Genomic DNA, 18875 nt, shown 5'->3' with positions numbered 1-18875 from the left:
GCAGTGCCGTCCTCCGAACGGGCCCCCCTTCACGATTTCGGCCACGCCGAGCCGCTCGAAAGGCGATGATGGCTCCCACTCGACGAGGGAGGATCCATGGAAAGCCGCTCAGACCCCGCGCGCTCGCTCATCGCGGCGAGCCGTGACGGCTTCTGGGCGTTCGACGACGCCGGCCGCACGACGTACACCAACGCGCGCACGGCCGAGCTCCTGGGTCGCACCCCCGAGGAGATGGCGACGACCGGCCTCCTCGACGTGGCGTACGACGACGCCGGCCGCGCCGAGCTGCACGGCTTCCTGGCCCGCCTCTCCGAGGCGCCCGAGCACGCCGACGGCATCGACCAGGTCGAGCTCGTGCTGGGTCGCACGGACGGCACCCCCCTGCGGGTCGAGGCCAGCGTCTCCCCCGTGCGCGGGGACGACGGCCGCCGCACCGACTGGCTGCTGCGGATGACGCCGCGCCACGGCCAGGGCGGCCTCGCGGAGACGCTCGAGGCCAGCCGGCACCAGCTCGTGACCGCCCAGCGCCTCGCCAACATCGGCAGCTGGGAGTGGGACACCCAGTCGGGCCGCATCTCGTGGTCGGACCAGATGTTCCGGATCGTCGGCGCGGCGCCGCAGTCGTTCGAGCCGACCTACGAGCGCTTCCTCGACTGCCTGCACCCCGACGACCGCGAGCGGGTCGACACCGAGGTCCGCGCCGGCGTCGACGCCGCCAGCGACTTCGCCTGGGAGGGCCGGGTCGTGCAGCCGGACGGCAACGTGCGCTGGGTGAGCGGCCTCGGCACCGTCGAGGGCGGACGGCCCGGCGAGCCCGAGCGGATGGAGGGCACGGTCCAGGACGTCACCGACCTGGTGCTGGCCGACCAGCTGGCCGCCGAGGCGAACCGCCGGCTGCACCTGCTGCAGGCGATGGCCACCGCCGCCAACCAGACCAACAGCCTCCAGGAGGCGCTCGAGCTGGCCCGCGTCGGGCTGCCGGCGTACAGCACCTGGCACGCCGTCGCCGCGTTCCTCACCGAGGGCGAGGGCCACCGCGTCGTCGACCTCACCACCGCGGCCGGCCTGCCGGACCCCGACCTCGGGCTGGCCGCGCTGTCGGCCGCGAACCGGTCGGTGGAGGAGACGCCGTGCCCGGGGCTCGAGTCGACCCACACGCTGGTCGCGATCCCCGTCGTCGTCGAGGACGAGGTCGAGTGCGTCGTGGAGTTGCTCGCCGACGAGTCACCGATCGACGACCACGCGCGGGCACTGATCGACCAGATCTCGGCCCAGCTCGCACACGTGGCACACCGCGAGCGCAGCGCCCGCGACCTCGCCGAGGCGCGAGACCAGGCGATGGAGGCCTCGCGGCTCAAGTCGGAGTTCCTGGCGATGATGAGCCACGAGATCCGCACCCCGATGAACGGCGTGATCGGCCTCAACGACCTGCTGCTCCAGACCCGGCTCGACGCCCACCAGCTCCGGCTGACCGAGGGGCTCAAGCAGGCCGGCTTCACGCTCCTTGCGATCATCAACGACATCCTCGACTTCTCGCTGATCGAGGCCGGCAAGCTCGAGCTCAAGGCCGCGGACTTCGACGTCCGCGACGTCTTCGAGGCCGCGGCCGCCGAGCTCAGCACCGCCGCGCACGACAAGGGCCTCGAGCTCGTCGTCGCCTGCGACCCCGACGTCCCGCGGCGGCTCCGCGGCGACGCGACGCGCCTGCGCCAGGTGCTGACCAACCTCGGCTCCAACGCGATCAAGTTCACCGACGCCGGCGAGGTGTCGATCCGCGGTCACCTGCTGGCCGAGGACGGCGAGCAGATCAGCCTCAAGGTCGACGTCGTCGACTCCGGCGTCGGCATGGACCCCGGCCTGCAGTCGCGGCTCTTCGAGGCGTTCACGATGGCCGACCCCTCGACCACCCGCCAGCAGGGAGGCACCGGGCTCGGCCTGGCCATCTCGGCGCGCCTGATCGAGGCGCTCGGCGGCGAGGTCGAGGTCGAGAGCACCCCGGGCGCGGGCTCGGCCTTCCGCTTCTCCGCGACCTTCGAGCGCGGTCAGTCGCCGACCCCGATCGACGACGTGACCCTGCTGCGCGGCCGCCGGGCGCTGGTGGTCGACGACAACGCGACCAGCAGGGTCAGCCTCGGCGACCGGCTCGCGGCGTGGGGCATCCGCACCGTGCTCGTCGGCTCGGTCGAGGAGGCGCTGGCCGCGATGGACGAGCACACGACGTTCGACGTGGCCCTGATCAACCTGTCGCTCCCCGACGGGGACGGCCTCTCGCTCTCGCGGGCCATGGACGCCAGCGCCGGCGAGGCGCCGCGCCGCCTGCTCCTGGTGCCCGGCCACCACGTCGCCACCGCCACGGCAGCGGCCGCCACCGCGGGCATCACCCGCACCCTGCCCAAGCCGGTGCGCCACTCCGAGCTGCACGCCGCACTCGAGGCAGCGTTGACACCGGCGCCGACCCCCGCGGTCGCTCCCGACGAGGAGGGGGCCTCGATCGCCGGCCTCCGCGTGCTGGTCGTCGAGGACAACGACGTCAACCAGCTGGTCGCGATCGGCCTGCTGGAGAACCTCGGCTGCGAGGTCGACGTGGTCATCGACGGCGTCGAGGCCGTCGCCGCGCTGACCGGGGACCACGGCTACGCCGCCGTCCTCATGGACTGCCGGATGCCGCGCCTCGACGGGTACGACGCCACCCGCCGGGTGCGGGCCGCCGAGCCCGAGGGCGTCCGCGTGCCGATCATCGCGATGACCGCCTCGGCCACCGAGGGCGAGCGCGAGCGCTGCCTGGCGGCGGGCATGGACGACTTCCTGACCAAGCCGGTCGAGGCCGACCGCGTGCGCGCGGTCGTCAGCCGGTGGCTGCGCGACCCCACGGGCGAGACGCACGAGGAGGCCCCGGGCGCGACGTTCGACGAGGACGGGCTGCCCGTCCTCGACCGGCACCGGGTCGGTGAGCTCGAGGAGCTGGTCAAGGACGGCGTCAGCCTGTTCGACCGCAGCTCGGGCAACTTCATGGCCGGCGCGGACGGTCACGTGGCCGCGATCCGCGACGCCATCGCGGCGGGCGACCCCGACGCCCTGGTGACGGCGTCCCACCGGCTCAAGGGCAGCGCCGCGAACATCGGTCTCCCCCGCGTCGCGAACGCTGCCGACCGCCTCGAGCTGCTCGGCGACGGCGGCACCACCCGCGGCGCCGACGAGCTCCTCGCCCGCCTCGAAGCCGCCCTCTTCGACGGCCTGCGCGCCCTCAAGGAGCACCGCGGCGGCTGAGCCCGGCGGCGGCTTGGCGCGGCAGTCCCCGACGAGATGGTCGGGTTACCGATCGGTAGGGGGGCCAACTCGTCGGGGACTATCCGACCTTGACAGCCGGACGACGCTCCGGAGTCCTAGTCTGGAGGTCCGGACGCGCCACCCCTGCGGCCGGAACCGCACGCCACCCACCCGCGTGGCACGACCCACGAAAGCAGGCGCCCATGCCTCCCCACGACGCGGACGTCCTCGACCTGGCCTCCGGGCACGAGCAGGTCGTCTTCTGCAACGACGCCGCCACCGGCCTCCGGGCCATCGTCGCGATCCACTCCACCGCCCTGGGTCCGGCCCTCGGCGGGACCCGCTTCTACCCCTACGCCTCGACCGCGGACGCCGTGGTCGACGTCCTCAACCTCTCGCGCGGCATGTCCTACAAGGCCGCGCTCGCCGGGCTCGACCTCGGCGGCGGCAAGGCCGTGATCATCGGTGATCCGGCGACGCTGAAGTCCGAGGCCCTGCTGCGGGCCTACGGCCGCTTCGTGCAGTCGCTGGGCGGTCGCTACTTCACGGCGTGCGACGTCGGCACGTTCTCGGAGGACATGGACGACGTCGCCCGCGAGTGCGACTTCGTCACCGGCCGCACCGTCGCCCACGGCGGCGCGGGCGACAGCTCGGTGCTCACGGCGTTCGGCGTGTTCCAGGGCATGCGGGCGGCCGCCGAGCGGGTCTGGGGGGAGCCCACCGTGGCCGGCCGCACGGTCGGCATCGCCGGCGTCGGCAAGGTCGGGCGGCACCTGGCGCGGCACCTGGTCGAGGACGGCGCCACGGTCGTGGTCACCGACGTGAGCGCCGCCGCGGTCGCGCGGGTGCGTGAGGAGCTGCCCGACGTGCGCGAGGTGGCCTCGGCCGACGAGCTCGTCGCCTCGGGGATCGACGTCTACGCGCCGTGCGCCCTCGGCGGGGCGCTGACCGACGAGGTGGTCGAGACGCTGACGGCGACGGTGGTGTGCGGCGCGGCGAACAACCAGCTGGCCCACCCGGGTGTGGAGAAGGCGCTCGAGGAGCGCGGGATCCTCTACGCCCCCGACTACTGCGTGAACGCCGGCGGGCTGATCCAGGTCGCCGACGAGCTCGAGGGCTTCTCCTTCGAGCGGGCCCAGCAGCGGGCGTCGGGGATCTTCGAGACCACGCGGAAGGTCTTCGAGCTCGCCGCGGCGGAGTCGGTGCCGCCGGCGGTCGCCGCGGACCGGCTGGCCGAGCGCCGGATGCAGGAGGTCGGTCGCCTGCGCGGCATCTGGCTGCCGAGCTGACCGGAGCTCCCGACGCGCGACGACGCCGCCTGCCTCGGCAGGCGGCGTTCGCGCGTCAGCGGATCAGTCGCGTCGCGGGCCGGCGTAGTCGGACCACTCGTCGGAGTCGTCCGCCTCGGCGTCGTCGGAGTCCGGCGCGCCCTCCTCACCGTGCAGCTCGCGCGCCAGTGCCCCGAAGTCCGTCTCGTGAGTGCGGTACTTCAGGTCGCGCGCGACCTTGGTCTGCTTCGCCTTGGCTCGGCCGCGCCCCATAGGGTCGACCCCCTCGCAACATCGGCCGGGGCTCCGTGGCACCCGGTCTGACCAAAAGTTATCGTGATCCTAACGCTACCTGTTCGGTGGCTGTTCCCGCACATCACCTCCCGGATTGGGTCCGAGGACGTGACCTACCAGCCCGGGTGCCGCCCGGAGAGCGCCACCTCGCCGGCGCCGAGCCCGCTCTCCTCGCCCGCGACGTGCACCTCGCCGGCCGGCCAGGCACGCATGCCGAAGCCGTCCAGCAGCGCGATCGCCGCGTCCGCGTCGTCGGGCTCGACGAGCGCGACCATGCCCACCCCGCAGTTGAGCGTCGACTCGAGGTCCGCGTCGGGCACCCCGCCCACGCGGCGCACGAGGTCGAAGACCGGCGGCGGCGTCCACGTCCCCCGGTCGAGTCGTACGCCGAGCTCCACCGGCACCACGCGGGCCAGGTTCGCGGCCAGCCCACCCCCGGTGACGTGCGCCATGGCGTGCGTGCGGGTCTCCGCGGCGAGGGCCAGGCAGGCGCGGGCGTAGATGCGGGTCGGCACCAACAGCTCCTCGCCCAGCGTGCGCCCGAGCTCGGGCACCTCGCGGTCGAGCGCCCAGCCGGCGCCGCCGTGGTCGGGCGAGCCGAGCAGCACGTGCCGCACCAGCGAGTAGCCGTTGGAGTGCAGGCCGCTCGACTCGATCGCGATCGCCACGTCGCCCGGTCGCACCCGTCCGGGGCCGAGCAGCCGGTCGGCCTCGACCACGCCGGTCGTGGCGCCGGCGACGTCGTACTCGTCGGGGCCGAGCAGGCCGGGGTGCTCGGCGGTCTCCCCGCCCAGCAGCGCGCAGCCGGCCTCGACGCACGCCTCGGCGATGCCCTTGACGATGGCGGCGATCCGCTCGGGCACCACCCGCCCCGTCGCGATGTAGTCGGTCATGAACAGCGGCTCGGCACCGCACACGACGAGGTCGTCGACGACCATGCCGACCAGGTCGTGCCCGATCGTGTCGTGGACGTCCATCGCCTGCGCGATCGCCACCTTGGTGCCGACACCGTCGGTGGACGTCGCCAGCAGCGGCCGCTCGTAGCGGGTCAGCGCCGAGGCGTCGAAGAGCCCGGCGAAGCCGCCGAGCCCGCCGATCACCTCGGGACGACGGGCCTTCTCCACCCAGCCCTTCATCAGGTCGATCGCCTTGTCGGCGGCATCGATCGAGACGCCGGCGGCGGCGTACGCCCCCTGGCCCGGCTGGTCAGCGGGCGCGGGCGGCTGGACGGGGTCGGGCACGTCGGCTCCTGCGGATCGGAGGTGGGTCAGGGGTTGTTGAGCACGGGCAGCGCCTTGCCCGCGGAGGCCGAGAGCGAGACCTCGAGCAGGTGCTTGCCCAGCAGGCTCTCGTCGGGCAGCGGGATCGGGTACTCCCCGGTGAAGCAGGCCCGGCAGAGCTGGTCCTCCGGCTGCCCGGTCGCCTCGATCATCCCGTCGAGGGAGATGTAGCCGAGGCTGTCGGCGCCGATGCTGGCGGCGATCTCCGCCTCGTCGAGGCCGTTGGCGATCAGCTCGGCGCGGGTCGCGAAGTCGATGCCGTAGAAGCACGGCCACTTCACGGGCGGGCTGGAGATCCGCACGTGCACCTCGAGCGCCCCGGCCTCGCGCAGCATTCGCACCTGCGCGCGCTGGGTGTTGCCGCGCACGATCGAGTCGTCGACGACGACGAGCCGGCGCCCGCGGATCATGTGCTCGAGGGCGTTGAGCTTGAGCCGGATGCCGAGCTGCCGCAGCGTCTGGCTGGGCTGGATGAACGTGCGGCCGACGTAGGCGTTCTTCACGAAGCCCTGCCCGAAGGGGATCCCGCTCTCCTCGGCGTAGCCCGCTGCGGCGGGGGTCCCCGACTCCGGCACCGGCATCACCAGGTCGGCGTCGACGGGGAACTCGCGGGCCAGCCGCCGCCCCATCGCCACCCGCGCCTCGTGCACGCTGCGGCCGCTGATGGTCGCGTCGGGCCGGGCGAGGTAGACGTACTCGAAGACGCAGCCCTTGCGGGCGGGCTCGGCGAAGGTGTGGCTGCGCAGGCCGTCCTGGTCGATCGCGAGCAGCTCGCCCGGCTCGACCTCTCGCACGACGGAGGCACCGACGGTCGCCAGGGCGGCGTCCTCGCTCGCGACGACCCAGCCGCGCTCGAGCCGCCCGAGCACGAGCGGGCGGATGCCCTGCGGGTCGCGCGCGGCGTAGAGCGTGTCCTCGTTGATCCAGACGAACGAGAAGGCGCCCTTGAGCTGCGGCAGCACCTCGAGCGCGCGCTGCTCGAGCGTGGTGTCGGGGTGGTGCGCGAGCAGGGCGGTGACCAGACCGGTGTCGTTGGTCGACGACTCGAGCTCGCGTGCGTGGAGGTCGAGCTCCCCGGGGTCGCTGGGCAGGTCGGCCACCATCTGGGCGAGGTCGTGGGTGTTGATCAGGTTGCCGTTGTGGCCGAGCGCGATCGACCCGTCGCCGGTCGGGCGGAACGTCGGCTGGGCGTTCTGCCAGGTGCTCGCGCCGGTCGTGGAGTAGCGGCAGTGCCCGATCGCGAGGTGGCCCTTGAGCGAGTCGAGCGTGGTCTCGTCGAAGACCTGCGAGACCAGGCCCATGTCCTTGTAGACCAGGATCTGGCGCCCGTTGCTGACCGCGATCCCGGCGGACTCCTGACCGCGGTGCTGGAGGGCGTACAGGCCGAAGTAGCTGAGCTTGGCGACGTCCTCACCGGGGGCCCAGACGCCGAAGACGCCGCAGGCGTCCTGGGGGCCCTGGTCGTGCGGGTCGAGCGCGGCGGTGAGCCGCCCGTCGCCACGGGGGACGCGTCGGGGCCGGGACCGCGAGGGTTCGAGCACGAGGCGAGTCTAGAGGGCCGGCTCGCGACCCCTCCGCAGACTCCCGGGAAGTCGCACAGGTGGGGCTTTCGTCACCGTACGATGGGTCGACGAGGGAGACCGACCGAGGGGCCTCATGACGCAGCACACCATGGGCAACACGCCTGACCAGCCGTTCCCGGACGACTGGTCCCAGGCCGTGTTCACCCAGGGCCTCCAGCTCATCGCCGAGGGCGTGACGGAGCTGGTGGGTTTCGGCGTCGCCTGCATCAGCGTCGTGCGCAACAACCAGCTCGAGGTCGTCGCCGTCGCGGCCGACGACGAGGTCCGCGAGGCGCTCAAGGGCACCAGCACCTCGATCGAGACCCTGCTCGCCGAGCTCGAGCACGCCGACCACTGGGGCCTGATGCGGTTCGTGCCCCACGAGCGCCTCGGCGAGAACATCCAGGCGACCGGCTGGGTGCCCGACATCGAGCCGCTCGACGTCCCCGACGCCTGGCACCCGCTCGACCTGCTCATCGCCCCCCTGCACTCCTCGACCGGCGAGCTGCTCGGCACGCTCGCGATCGACCTGCCGATCGACGGCAAGCGCCCCGGCCCCGAGCAGCGCCGCATGCTGGAGAAGTACGCCGCGCAGACGGGGCGCGCCGTCGTCACCGCGCTCGAGCGCCAGCGGCTCGCCGAGCAGATGCGGTTGGCCACCACCGCGCGCGCCATCGTCCGCGGCGCCTCGGCCCAGCTGAGCCTCGACTCGCTGCTGGCCAGCGTGCAGTCGGCGCTGACCGAGGGGTTCGGCGCGGCCGGCGTGTGGATCCAGACCTTCGACGACGGCGGCGGCACCAGCAACGTCTACGGCGGCGAGGGCACCGGCCTCACCATGCCCCCCGAGCTGGTCACGATCGCCGAGGGTGCCGCCGAGATGTGCTGGCGCGAGCAGCGCTGCGTGGTCGTCGACGTGCTCGACGACGACGCCAACGCCCAGCTCGGCCGCGACGAGCGCCGCCGGATCGTGGAGTTCCTCGAGGAGATCGACATCTCCTCGATGCTCTTCGCCCCGCTCGGCGCCGGCACCGAGTGCCTCGGCAACCTCGTGCTCACCCGGTCGGCCGCCCAGCGCGACTGGACCGAGGTCGAGCTCTCCGCGGCCCTCGACATCGGCCACGACCTCGGCCGGGCGATCCTCAACGCCCGCACCTTCGAGCGCGAGCACGAGCTGGTGCAGGAGCTCCGGGCGCTCGACAACTACAAGTCGCAGCTGATCGCGACCGTCTCCCACGAGCTGAAGAACCCGCTCACCTCGATCATGGGCCACCTCGAGATGCTCGAGTCGGTGCCCGACCTGAGCGGCATCACGCTGAGCTCGCTCGCGGCGATGGACCGCGCCGCCCAGCGCCTGACCCGGGTGATCAACGACCTGCTGCTGCTCTCGGCGGTCGACGACCCCAACAACCCGATCGACCCCGTCCCCGTCGACGTGCACGCGGTCCTCGAGGAGGTGCTCGACGTCAACGCGGTGAGCGCCCAGCGCAAGTCGCTGACGATCCGCGTCGAGACGCCCGACGAGCCGGTCGTCGCGCTCGGCGACCGCGAGGAGCTCGACCGCGTCTGCGCCAACCTGCTCAGCAACGCGATCAAGTACACGCCCGAGTTCAAGACCGTCACCGTCCGCCTCGCGGCCGACGGCGACTGCGTCGTGCTCAGCTGCACCGACGAGGGCATCGGCATCTCCGAGTCCGACCAGGAGCAGCTGTTCCGCGAGTTCTTCCGCTCCACCAACCCCGAGGCGGTCGCGCAGCCCGGCACCGGCCTCGGGCTGGCCATCGTCAAGCGGATCGTCGAGCGCCACGGCGGCCACATCGACGTCGAGAGCGACCTCGGCAAGGGCAGCACCTTCACCGTCACGCTGCCGGCCGCGCCCGAGACCTCGGCCGCCTGAGCCCCGGTCAGCGGCCGAGCGACCCGAGCTTCTGCAGCAGCAGCGCCTCGGCGAGCACGACCTTCTCGAACTCCGCGAGGTGCAGGCCCTCGTTGGCGCCGTGGGCGCGGGTGTCGGGGTCCTCGACGCCGGTCACCAGCACGCTCGCCTGCGGGAACGCCTCGAGGAACTCCGCGATGAAGGGGATCGAGCCGCCGACGCCCATGTCGACCGGGGCGGTGCCGTCCCAGGCCTCCGTGAACGCCTCACGCGCCGCGTCGTACGCCGGGCCGGTGGCGTCGATCGCGGTGGCCTCGCCGGTGTCGACGACGGTCGTCGTGAGCGTCGCGCCCCACGGCACGTGCTCCTCGAGGTGGCGCTGCAGGCAGGCCAGCGCGTTCTCCGTGGTGTCGCCGGGGGCGATCCGCATCGAGATCTTGGCGCGGGCCGCGGGGGTCAGGGTGTTCGAGGCGCCGTCGACCTGAGGTGCGTCGAGACCGGTGATCGTGATCGCGGGCCGGGTCCAGAGCCGCTCGACGACGGGGCCGTCGCCGACCCACTGGACGCCCGGCGCGGCGCCGGACTCGGCGCGCAACCGCTCCTCGGGGTACTCGACGTCGGCCGCCGGGCCGCTGTGGAGACCCTGGACCGCGACGTTGCCGGCCTCGTCCCACAGGCTGTCGAGCAGCCGTGTCAGCGCCATGATCGCGTCGGGCACGAGCCCGCCCCACATGCCGGAGTGGACGGCGTGGGTGAGCGTGCGCACCTCGACGTCGAGGCGCACGAGGCCGCGCAGGCTGGTGGTGAGGGCGGGCTCGCCGATGTCCCAGTTGCCCGAGTCGGCGATCACGATGACGTCGGCGGCCAGGCGCTCGCTGTGCTCCTCGAGCAGCGGGAGCAGCGTGTCGGAGCCGACCTCCTCCTCGCCCTCGATGAACATCGTGACACCGACCGGCAGGTCGTCGCCGAAGGTCCGCAGCGCGCCGAGGTGGGCGACGATGCCGGCCTTGTCGTCGGCGGCGCCGCGGCCGTAGAGGCGGTCGCCGCGCTCGGTGGGCTCGAAGGGCGGGGAGTCCCAGTCCGCGTGGTCGTTCTCGGGCTGGACGTCGTGGTGGGCGTAGAGCAGCACGGTGGGGGCGCCCTCGGGCCCGGGCTTGCGGGCGATCACGGCCGGGCCGCCGCCGTTCGCGCTGACGATGTCGACCTCGGGGAAGCCCTCGGCCCGGAACAGCTCGGCCACGGCCTCGGCGCTGCGCTGCACCTCGGCGGCGCGCGCCGGGTCGGCGCTGACGGACTCGATGCGGACCAGGTCCTCCAGGTCGCGACGCAGGCCCGGGAGGAGGGCCTGCACCTTCGCGCGGATGTCATCGCTCATGCGGGCCAACCTATGCCTACGGTGGAGGTATGGCCGGAAGCGGGTTGGTGCTGGTGCTCAACGCCGGATCGTCGTCGCTGAAGTACGCCGTGGTGGACGCCGCCAGCGGCGCGTCGCGGCTGCGGGAGAAGGTCGAGCGGATCGACGAGAGCGGCTGGGACGGCGCGTTCGCCGAGGTCTCCGACCGGCTGGCGCAGGCCGGCATCGACGCCGGCGACCTTGCCGGCGTCGGGCACCGGGTGGTGCACGGCGGGCCTCGTTTCACCACCGCCACGGTGGTGGACGACGCCGTGCTGGCAGAGATCCGGGAGCTGGCCCGGCTGGCACCACTGCACAACCCCCCGGCGGCCGCAGGGATCGAGGCCGCCCGCGCCGCGTGGCCCGGCCTCGCGCAGGTCGCGGTCTTCGACACCGCCTTCTTCGCCGACCTGCCGACCGCCGCGGCGACCTACGCCGTGGACCGCGCGGTGGCCGGGCGCGAGCACCTGCGGCGCTACGGCGCGCACGGCACCAGCCACGCGTGGGTCGCCGGCCAGGCCGCGCGCTTCCTCGGGCGCGACCTCGCCGAGGTCGACCAGGTGGTGCTCCACCTCGGCAACGGCGCCTCGGCCGCGGCGATCCGCGGCGGTCGGCCGGTCGAGACCTCGATGGGCCTCACCCCGCTCGAGGGACTGGTGATGGGAACCCGGGCCGGCGACCTCGACCCCGGCCTGGTGCTCCACCTCCTGCGGCACGGCGACTACGACGGCGGACCGCTCGACGCCGACGCGCTCGAGGACCTGCTGCACCACCGGTCCGGGCTCGAGGGCCTCGCCGGCCGCCACGACTTCCGCGACCTGCTGGGCGCGGTCGACGCCGGCGACGCCGACGCCCGCACGGCGTACGACGTGACCTGCCACCGGATCCGCAAGTACGTCGGCGCCTACCTCGCCGTGCTCGACGGCGCCGACGCGATCACCTTCACCGGCGGCGTCGGCGAGCACGTCCCCCGGCTGCGCGCCGACAGCCTGGCCGGGCTCGACCGCCTCGGCGTCGAGGTCGACGCGACCCGCAACGAGCAGCGCACCGACGGCCCGCGGCTCATCTCGTCCGAAGCCTCCCGGGTCGCGGTGCTCGTCGTGCCGACGGACGAGGAGCGGGCGATCGCGGCGCAGGTCGCCGCCCTGGTCTGAGCCCCGGACCGACCCGTCGGCCGGGGCGGCGCCCGTCTCAGTCGGCCTGCGTGGGGCTCGGATCGGCAGTCGTCGAGGGCGAGCGGTGCCGTCGGGGCTGCGCCTGCGCCGACCACGACCACTCGCGCACCTCGGGGAGGTCCTCGCCGTGCTCGCGCGTCCAGGCCCGGGCGCGGCGACGGGTGTCTCCCATCAGCTGGCGTACGGCGGCGGCGCGCGAGCCGAGGTGGGGCACGCGGTCGATGACGTCCATGACCAGGTGGTAGCGGTCGAGGTCGTTCATCATCACCATGTCGAAGGGCGTGGTCGTGGTGCCCTCCTCCTTGTAGCCGCGCACGTGCAGGTTGTGGTGGTTGGTGCGCCGGTAGGTCAGGCGGTGGATCAGCCACGGGTAGCCGTGGTAGGCGAAGATCACCGGCTTGTCCTGGGTGAAGACCGTGTCGAAGTCGCGGTCGGTGAGACCGTGCGGGTGCTCCTGCGCGTCCTGCAGCCGCATCAGGTCGACGACGTTGACGAACCGCACCTCGAGCTCGGGCAGGTGCTCGCGGATCAGCGACACCGCGGCCAGCGCCTCGAGCGTCGGCACGTCGCCCGCGCTGGCGATGACGACGTCGGGGTCGCCGTCGTCGTTGGACGCCCAGTCCCAGATGCCGAGGCCCCGGGCGCAGTGCAGGTCGGCCTCGTCGGCGGTCAGCCAGTCGAAGACCGGCTGCTTGCCGGCGACCACGACGTTGACGTAGTGGGTGCTGGCCAGGCAGTGCTGCATGGTCGAGAGCAGGGTGTTGGTGTCCGGCGGCAGGTAGACGCGGACGACCTCGGCCTTCTTGTTGACCACGTGGTCGATGAAGCCGGGGTCCTGGTGGGAGAAGCCGTTGTGGTCCTGGCGCCAGACGTGCGAGGTGAGCAGGTAGTTGAGCGAGGCGATCCGCGGGCGCCACTCGAGCTCGCGGGTCGTCTTGAGCCACTTGGCGTGCTGGTTGAGCATCGAGTCGACGAGGTGGATGAAGGCCTCGTAGCAGCTGAAGAGCCCGTGCCGGCCGGTGAGCAGGTAGCCCTCGAGCCAGCCCTGACAGGTGTGCTCGGAGAGGATCTCGACGACGCGGCCGCTGCGGGCGAGGTGCTCGTCGACGTCGCGGATCTCGCCGGCGAAGACCTTGTCGGTCACGGCGTACACCGCGTCGAGCCGGTTCGACGCCGTCTCGTCGGGGCCGAAGATCCGGAAGTTGGTCGCGTTGTCGCGCACGACGTCGACCAGGTAGCGCCCGAGCACGCGGGTCGGCTCGTTGATCGAGCACCCGGGCTCGGTGACCTCGACCGCGTGGGCGCGGAAGTCGGGCAGGTCGAGCGGCACGCGCAGCAGTCCGCCGTTGGCGTGGGGGCTGGCGCTCATCCGCCGGGTGCCGATCGGCGCGAGCTCGCGCAGCGCGGGCACCGGCGCGCCGTCGTCGCCGAAGAGCTCGGCGGGACGGTAGGAGCGCAGCCAGTCCTCGAGGATCGCGCGGTGCTCGTCGTTCTCGCGGGTCTCGGCGAGCGGGACCTGGTGGGCGCGCCACGTGCCCTCGACCTGGACGCCGTCGACGGTCGCCGGGCCGGTCCAGCCCTTGGGGGTGACGAGCAGGACCATCGGCCACGGGCGGCGCTCGAGGTCGCCGTCCTCGCGGGCGGCGCGCTGGATCTCGCGGATGGTGTCGTGGGCGGAGTCGAGCGCGCGCGCCAGCTGCTGGTGGACGTCGGCCGGGTCGTCGCCCTCGACCGTGAGCACCTCGTGGCCGTAGCCGCGAAGCAGGTCGAGGAGCTCCTCGCGCCGGATCCGGGCCGGCACGGTCGGGTTGGCGATCTTGTAGCCGTTGAGGTGCAGCACCGGCAGCACCGCGCCGTCGTGCACCGGGTCGACGAACTTGTTGGCGTGCCAGCTCGCGGCCAGCGGACCCGTCTCGAACTCGCCGTCGCCGACCACCGCGGCGACGAGGAGGTCCGGGTTGTCCATCGCCGCGCCGTACGCGTGGGAGAGGACGTAGCCGAGCTCGCCGCCCTCGTGGATCGACCCGGGCGTCTCGGGCGCGACGTGGCTCGGGATGCCGCCCGGGAAGCTGAACTGGCGGAACAGCCGGCGCATGCCCTCGCGGTCGAGCCCGACGTGGGGGTAGACCTCGGAGTAGGTGCCCTCGAGCCACGCGTTCGCGACCGCTGCCGGGCCGCCGTGGCCCGGGCCGGCGAGGAAGATCGCCTCGACGTCGCGCTGGCGGATCAGCCGGTTGAGGTGGGTCCAGAGCAGGTTGAGCCCGGGCGTGGTGCCCCAGTGGCCCAGCAGCCGCGGCTTGATGTCGTCGTGCTCCAGCGGCCGTTCGAGCAGCGGGTCGTCCAGCAGGTAGATCTGCCCGACGGAGAGGTAGTTGGCCGCACGCCACCAGGCATCGAGCGCGGCCACCTCTCCCGGATCGAGGTACTCCGTCGTGCGCGTCGCGGTGTCGGTCATGTCGGTGCCGTTCCCTCCTCGGCCGTGCAGCATCCGGTCCTGACACGGTAGTCCCCGACGAGTTGCCCCCTTACCGGCGAGCAAGGGGGCCAACTCGTCGGCGACTACCGAGAATTCACTCCTCGCCGTCGTCCTCCGGGTGCAGGGTCAGCGCCGTCTCGGGCTGCAGCATCGAGAGCAGGACATAGGTACGCCGGGAGGAGTCGCGGCCCCGCGTGCGGTCGGTCCAGGCCTGCACGACGGCGTCGAGCTCGGCGGAGAGCTCGGCGGCCTCGGTCTTGGTCAGCTTGATCCGGTAGTCGGCGATCGTGCGTTGCGTGTCGGGGATCTTCGCGGTCGAGAACGCCGCGTCGACCACGGCGTGCGCCCAGGCCGACAGGGTGCGGTGGAAGACGCGTACGGCGGCCGCCCCGCCGGCCGCCTCCTCCATCCGGCTGGTCTCGACCGTGATGCCCTCCTCGTGGACCGCGCGCCAGACCCGGTCGCGCCGGTCGCGGGCGAGGTCGGGGGCCTCCTCGACCAGCCCGTACTTCGCGAGCTGGCGCAGGTGGAAGCTGGCCTGGTTGGCCGGGATGTCGAGGTCGTGGGCGAGGTCGGCGGCGCGCGAGGGCCCGGCGGCGGACAGCTCGCCGAGGATCCGGTTGCGCACCGGGTGGGCGATGGCCCGCAGGATCCGCGGGTCGGCGACTGGCCGGGGGGTGCGCTCGGGCATGGGCCCACCCTATCCGCACTACTCATTGCGCAACACTACTTGCGCAAGCAATATTGCGCATTGTATGGTGCGGAACATGACCGGATACCGACAGCTCGCCCGCAACCGGGACTTCACGATCCTCTGGAGCGGCGAGGCGGCCAGCCAGCTCGGCAGCGCCGTCAGCCTCTTCTGCTTCCCGCTCGTCGGGTACGCGCTCACCGGCTCGGCCGTGCTCGCGGGCATCCCGGTCGCGGCGTTCCTGCTGGGTCACGTGGCCGCGCTGCTCCCCGCCGGGGTCGTCGTCGACCGCACCGACCGCCAGCGGCTGATGCTGGTCGCCAGCGGCACGGGCGTCCTGGTCTACGCCTCGGTCGCCGCCGCCGCGGCGGCCGGCGCGCTGACGCTCCCCCACCTCGTCGCCGCCGGCTTCCTCACCGGCGTCGGCGCCGGCGTCTTCGGGCCCGCCGAGATGTCCGCGGTGCGCACCGTGGTCGCGCAGGACGAGCTGCCCACCGCGCTCAGCCAGAACCAGGCGCGCCAGCACGTCGGAGCGCTGGTCGGCGGTCCGCTCGGCGGCCTCCTGTACGGCGTGGGCCGGGCCGTGCCGTTCGTCTTCGACGCGGTCACGTTCGCGATCTCGTTCGTGGCGATCTCACGGCTGCGCAGCGACCTCTCCGCCCCCCACCGCGGCCGCGCCAACCCGCTGCGCCGCGACCTGGTCGAGGGCCTGCGCTACATCGCGGCCCGGCCCTACTTCCGGACGATGGTGACCTACGGCGCGATCAGCAACCTGGTCGTCAACGCGATCTTCTACGTCGCGATCCTGCGGCTGATCCAGGCCGAGGTCGCCCCGGCGAAGATCGGCCTGATCGAGACCTGCGCCGGCCTCGGCGGGATCCTCGGCGCGCTGGCCGCGCCGTACGTCATCGACCGGCTGCGCACCGGCACCCTCACCGTGCTGGTCGCGTGGAGCTGGGTGCCGCTGCTGCTGCCCGTCGCGCTGTGGCCGACGCCGTGGGTGATCGGCGCGATGCTCGGGCTGGGGCTGCTGCTCAACCCCGCCGGCAACGCAGGCGCGCAGAGCTACCGGATGGCGATCACGCCGCCCGAGCTGCAGGGCCGGATCGCCTCGGCGAGCGCCTTCTGCTCGATGAGCGTGATGCCGCTGGCGCCGATCCTGGGCGGGTGGCTGCTCGAGCAGTACGGCGGCGTGGTCGCGACCGCGGGCCTCATGGTCGCCGCCGTGGTCGCCGCGCTGGTCCCGACCCTGGCGCGCTCGGTGCGCAGCGTCCCGAAGCCGTCGGAGTGGAACGCCCAGCCCGACCACGCGGCGCCGGAGCCCGTCGCGGCCTGACGCGCGCCCTACGCGGGCGAGCCGAGCGGCAGGTAGGGCGTGAGGTCGGTCCGCTCCCCCGAGGCCCGCACCCGGCCCGAGCCGACGGCATCGGCCCAGGTGAGTGCGCCGGTGGCCACGGCGATCCAGGTGTCGGCGTCGGTCTCGACCACGGCCGGCGGCGTGCCTCGGGTGTGGCGGACGCCGGGCACCGCCTGCACCGCGGAGAAGGGCGGCACCCGCACCTCCACCGACGCCCCGGGCGCGCGCTGCGCGAGCAGGGCCAGGAAGTGCTTGGCCAGCAGCCGGCGGTCGACGTCGGTGCGCTCCTCGCCGTCGCGCGACAGAGCGTCGGCGACGGCGGCCGGGTCGGCGGGGCGGAGTCGGGCGGGCACGGACCGAGCCTAGGAGGTGCGCCCGGCCCGCGCCCCGGCGCGCGCCCCGGTGCGCCGACCCAGCCGCCGCAGCAGCGCGCCGAGCTCCGCGGGCGCCTCGACGGTGAAGTCGGCGTCGAGGCCGGCCAGCACCAGCACCGGCCACTCGAGGGTGTCGACGTGCATCTCGACCAGCAGGTCGCCGTCGGCGCCGGAGACCTCGGCCCAGCGGCCGAACCGCGCCACCACCTCGTCGTACGGCGCGTCCACGCGCACCCGCACGTCGTACCGCGTGGGCATCCGGCGGATCCCGGCCTCCACGAACGTGACGGCGTCGTCGGCCGGCAGGTCGCGCGGCCGGAACCGCTGGCCCGACGTGCGCGGCGCGGTGATCCGGTCGACGCGGAACGAGCGCCAGTCGTGGCGGTCGCGGTCGTAGGCGACGAGGTACCAGCGCCGACCGAGCGTCACCAGCCGGTGCGGCTCGACCCAGCGCTCGGTCGGGTCGGCGTCGCGGGCCGTGTAGGTGAAGTGCACCGGCTCGTCGTCGCGGCAGGCCTGGGCGAGCGTGGTGAGCGTCGTCGGGTCGAGCCCGAGATCGCCGCCGCCACCGAAGGTCAGGTGCTCGGTCTGCGAGCGCAGCGCGTCCATCTGCCGCCGCAGCCGTGGCGGCATCAGGGCGATCACCTTGGCCAGTGCCTGCACCGAGGTCTCCTCGAGTCCGGGCGCCCCGCCGGAAGCCGCCGACTGCAGGCCGACGGCGACCGCGACGGCCTCCTCGTCCTCGAGCAGCAGCGGCGGCAGCGCCCCACCCGCCCGCAGCTGGTAGCCGCCGGCCACCCCGCGCACCGCGTCGACCTGGTAGCCGAGCTCGCGCAGCCGCTCGACGTCGCGCCGCAGCGTCCGGCCGCTCACCTCGAGCCGGTCGGCCAGCTCGGCGCCCGGCCAGTAGCGGTGGGTCTGCAGCAGCGACAGCAGCCGCAGCATCCTCGAGCTCGTCGACATGCGCCCGACCCTAGGCCCCCCTGCGGACAGGAACCGGCCGCAATCACGCTGACCCGCCGTTAACTAACGGCGGGTCAGCGTCAGATCGTCTGCAGGAGGCGGAGCGTGGTGGCCCAGGCCTCGGACTCGGGGTCGATCACGGTGAAGTGGTCGCCGTCGACGCGCACCAGCTCGGCGGTGGCGCCGGCGGCGGTCGCCGCGTCGACGTACGCCGTGGACTGCGAGAGCGGGACGACGTCGTCGACGTCGCCGTGCACGCACCAGACCGGGACGTCGAGCGGGACCTGGCGGACCGGGTCGACCGGGGCGTCACCGGGGCCGTAGGGGTGGCCGAGGAACGCCGCGACGGCGCCGTCGCCGAGGCCGGCGACGTCGGCGGCGCCCAGGTCGAGGACGCCGGCCTGCGAGACGACGTGGGTGACCTCGACCCCGCCGGCCCACGCGTCGAAGCGGCCGCGCGAGGCGGCCCAGGTGGCGAGGTGACCGCCGGCGGAGTGGCCGATCGCGACCACGGCGGAGGTGTCGAGGCCGAGGTCGGGCAGGAGGTCGATGGCCGCGGCGACGTCGTCGAGCGTCGTCGGCACGCCGCCGCCGTTGCCGACGCGGCGGTATTCGATCGCCCACACGGCCCAGCCGGCGTCGACCAGACTCGGCACGAGCGGCTCGGCGTACTCGAGGCCGTACTGCGCCTTCCAGAAGCCGCCGTGCACGACGACCGCGACGCCGCGCGGGTCGCCGTCGGGGAGGGTGAGCTCGCCGAACTGGCTCGGGTCGTCGCCGTACGCGTGCCGACCGGCGCGCGCCGTCGTCGGCGCGCTCACCGGCCCGCTGTCCTCACCGCACGCCGTCGCCAGCAGGCCGAGCGCGGCCGTGCCGAGGAACGTGCGCCGCCGCACCGCCCG

At 73.6% G+C, this 18875-nt stretch carries 14 protein-coding genes; 5 read left to right on the top strand and 9 right to left on the bottom strand.

The annotated features are described in order from the left end of the window. The first annotated feature begins 96 nt into the window (after positions 1-96). Both ACFPGP_RS15845 and ACFPGP_RS15840 read left to right on the top strand, forming a co-directional pair. Positions 97-3267 carry a response regulator gene (locus tag ACFPGP_RS15845; RefSeq protein WP_378591718.1) on the top strand — a complete coding sequence of 1057 codons (3171 nt, stop codon included), beginning with the start codon at positions 97-99 and terminating at the stop codon, positions 3265-3267. 203 nt (positions 3268-3470) lie between these two features. After that, a complete protein-coding gene (locus tag ACFPGP_RS15840) occupies positions 3471-4556 on the top strand; it encodes a Glu/Leu/Phe/Val family dehydrogenase (protein ID WP_378591717.1) in 1086 nt (361 codons plus the stop codon). A gap of 63 nt (positions 4557-4619) precedes the next feature. Here ACFPGP_RS15840 and ACFPGP_RS15835 read toward each other — a convergent pair whose 3' ends face one another. The 3 genes from ACFPGP_RS15835 to purF all read right to left on the bottom strand — a co-directional run bounded on the left by ACFPGP_RS15835 (position 4620) and on the right by purF (position 7650). Beyond that, positions 4620-4808: a DUF3073 domain-containing protein gene (locus ACFPGP_RS15835; protein ID WP_378591715.1), complete on the bottom strand. Its 189-nt coding sequence runs from the start codon at positions 4806-4808 to the stop codon at positions 4620-4622. 134 nt (positions 4809-4942) lie between these two features. Beyond that, the gene (gene purM / locus ACFPGP_RS15830; protein ID WP_378591714.1) at positions 4943-6070 is read right to left on the bottom strand and encodes a phosphoribosylformylglycinamidine cyclo-ligase; all 1128 of its coding nucleotides are present in this window, start codon (positions 6068-6070) and stop codon (positions 4943-4945) included. 26 nt (positions 6071-6096) lie between these two features. Further along, positions 6097-7650 (bottom strand): amidophosphoribosyltransferase, encoded by a 1554-nt coding sequence (gene purF / locus ACFPGP_RS15825; RefSeq protein ID WP_378591713.1) that lies wholly within the window; start codon positions 7648-7650, stop codon positions 6097-6099. Positions 7651-7765: 115 nt separating this feature from the next. Here purF and ACFPGP_RS15820 point away from each other — a divergent pair, with 115 nt between their 5' ends. Continuing rightward, positions 7766-9565, top strand: a complete 1800-nt coding sequence (locus ACFPGP_RS15820; RefSeq protein ID WP_378591711.1) for a sensor histidine kinase — start codon at positions 7766-7768, stop codon at positions 9563-9565. 7 nt (positions 9566-9572) lie between these two features. On the opposite strand, the gene ACFPGP_RS15815 is transcribed toward ACFPGP_RS15820, so the two are convergent. Next, a complete protein-coding gene (locus ACFPGP_RS15815; RefSeq protein WP_378591710.1) occupies positions 9573-10919 on the bottom strand; it encodes a dipeptidase in 1347 nt (448 codons plus the stop codon). Positions 10920-10948: 29 nt separating this feature from the next. Between ACFPGP_RS15815 and ACFPGP_RS15810 the strand changes: the two genes are divergently transcribed. Further along, complete coding sequence (locus tag ACFPGP_RS15810) at positions 10949-12091, top strand: acetate/propionate family kinase (RefSeq protein WP_378591708.1); 1143 nt, start codon at positions 10949-10951, stop codon at positions 12089-12091. Between the two features lie 37 nt (positions 12092-12128). Here ACFPGP_RS15810 and ACFPGP_RS15805 read toward each other — a convergent pair whose 3' ends face one another. Further along, a complete protein-coding gene (locus ACFPGP_RS15805) occupies positions 12129-14567 on the bottom strand; it encodes a phosphoketolase family protein (RefSeq protein ID WP_378591707.1) in 2439 nt (812 codons plus the stop codon). A gap of 115 nt (positions 14568-14682) precedes the next feature. Further along, positions 14683-15279 (bottom strand): winged helix-turn-helix domain-containing protein, encoded by a 597-nt coding sequence (locus ACFPGP_RS15800; RefSeq protein WP_378591705.1) that lies wholly within the window; start codon positions 15277-15279, stop codon positions 14683-14685. 76 nt (positions 15280-15355) lie between these two features. On the opposite strand from ACFPGP_RS15800, the gene ACFPGP_RS15795 reads away from it, so the two are divergent. Further along, a complete protein-coding gene (locus tag ACFPGP_RS15795) occupies positions 15356-16615 on the top strand; it encodes an MFS transporter (RefSeq protein WP_378591704.1) in 1260 nt (419 codons plus the stop codon). Between the two features lie 8 nt (positions 16616-16623). Here ACFPGP_RS15795 and ACFPGP_RS15790 read toward each other — a convergent pair whose 3' ends face one another. The 3 genes from ACFPGP_RS15790 to ACFPGP_RS15780 all read right to left on the bottom strand — a co-directional run bounded on the left by ACFPGP_RS15790 (position 16624) and on the right by ACFPGP_RS15780 (position 18869). Continuing rightward, positions 16624-16989 carry a sterol carrier family protein gene (locus tag ACFPGP_RS15790; RefSeq protein ID WP_378591701.1) on the bottom strand — a complete coding sequence of 122 codons (366 nt, stop codon included), beginning with the start codon at positions 16987-16989 and terminating at the stop codon, positions 16624-16626. A gap of 9 nt (positions 16990-16998) precedes the next feature. Then, positions 16999-17973 (bottom strand): helix-turn-helix transcriptional regulator, encoded by a 975-nt coding sequence (locus ACFPGP_RS15785; protein WP_378591699.1) that lies wholly within the window; start codon positions 17971-17973, stop codon positions 16999-17001. Positions 17974-18053: 80 nt separating this feature from the next. Beyond that, entirely contained in the window at positions 18054-18869 is an 816-nt protein-coding gene (locus tag ACFPGP_RS15780) for an alpha/beta hydrolase family protein (RefSeq protein ID WP_378591698.1), read from the bottom strand. Between the last annotated feature and the right edge of the window lie 6 nt (positions 18870-18875).

The sequence above is a fragment of the Nocardioides taihuensis genome (assembly GCF_042657275.1).
Taxonomy (GTDB): Bacteria; Actinomycetota; Actinomycetes; order Propionibacteriales; family Nocardioidaceae; genus Nocardioides; species Nocardioides taihuensis.
The sequence above is the reverse complement of the archived record's forward strand: the minus strand, read 5'-3'. Positions and strand labels throughout refer to the sequence as shown.

Excerpts from the sequence above, each read along its gene's own strand:
- ACFPGP_RS15845 (WP_378591718.1), top strand. The coding sequence starts at position 97 with ATGGAAAGCCGCTCAGACCCCGCGCGCTCGCTCATCGCGGCGAGCCGT.
- ACFPGP_RS15840 (WP_378591717.1), top strand. The coding sequence starts at position 3,471 with ATGCCTCCCCACGACGCGGACGTCCTCGACCTGGCCTCCGGGCACGAG.
- ACFPGP_RS15835 (WP_378591715.1), bottom strand. The coding sequence starts at position 4,808 with ATGGGGCGCGGCCGAGCCAAGGCGAAGCAGACCAAGGTCGCGCGCGAC.
- ACFPGP_RS15820 (WP_378591711.1), top strand. The coding sequence starts at position 7,766 with ATGACGCAGCACACCATGGGCAACACGCCTGACCAGCCGTTCCCGGAC.
- ACFPGP_RS15815 (WP_378591710.1), bottom strand. The coding sequence starts at position 10,919 with ATGAGCGATGACATCCGCGCGAAGGTGCAGGCCCTCCTCCCGGGCCTG.
- ACFPGP_RS15810 (WP_378591708.1), top strand. The coding sequence starts at position 10,949 with ATGGCCGGAAGCGGGTTGGTGCTGGTGCTCAACGCCGGATCGTCGTCG.
- ACFPGP_RS15805 (WP_378591707.1), bottom strand. The coding sequence starts at position 14,567 with ATGACCGACACCGCGACGCGCACGACGGAGTACCTCGATCCGGGAGAG.
- ACFPGP_RS15800 (WP_378591705.1), bottom strand. The coding sequence starts at position 15,279 with ATGCCCGAGCGCACCCCCCGGCCAGTCGCCGACCCGCGGATCCTGCGG.
- ACFPGP_RS15795 (WP_378591704.1), top strand. The coding sequence starts at position 15,356 with ATGACCGGATACCGACAGCTCGCCCGCAACCGGGACTTCACGATCCTC.
- ACFPGP_RS15785 (WP_378591699.1), bottom strand. The coding sequence starts at position 17,973 with ATGTCGACGAGCTCGAGGATGCTGCGGCTGCTGTCGCTGCTGCAGACC.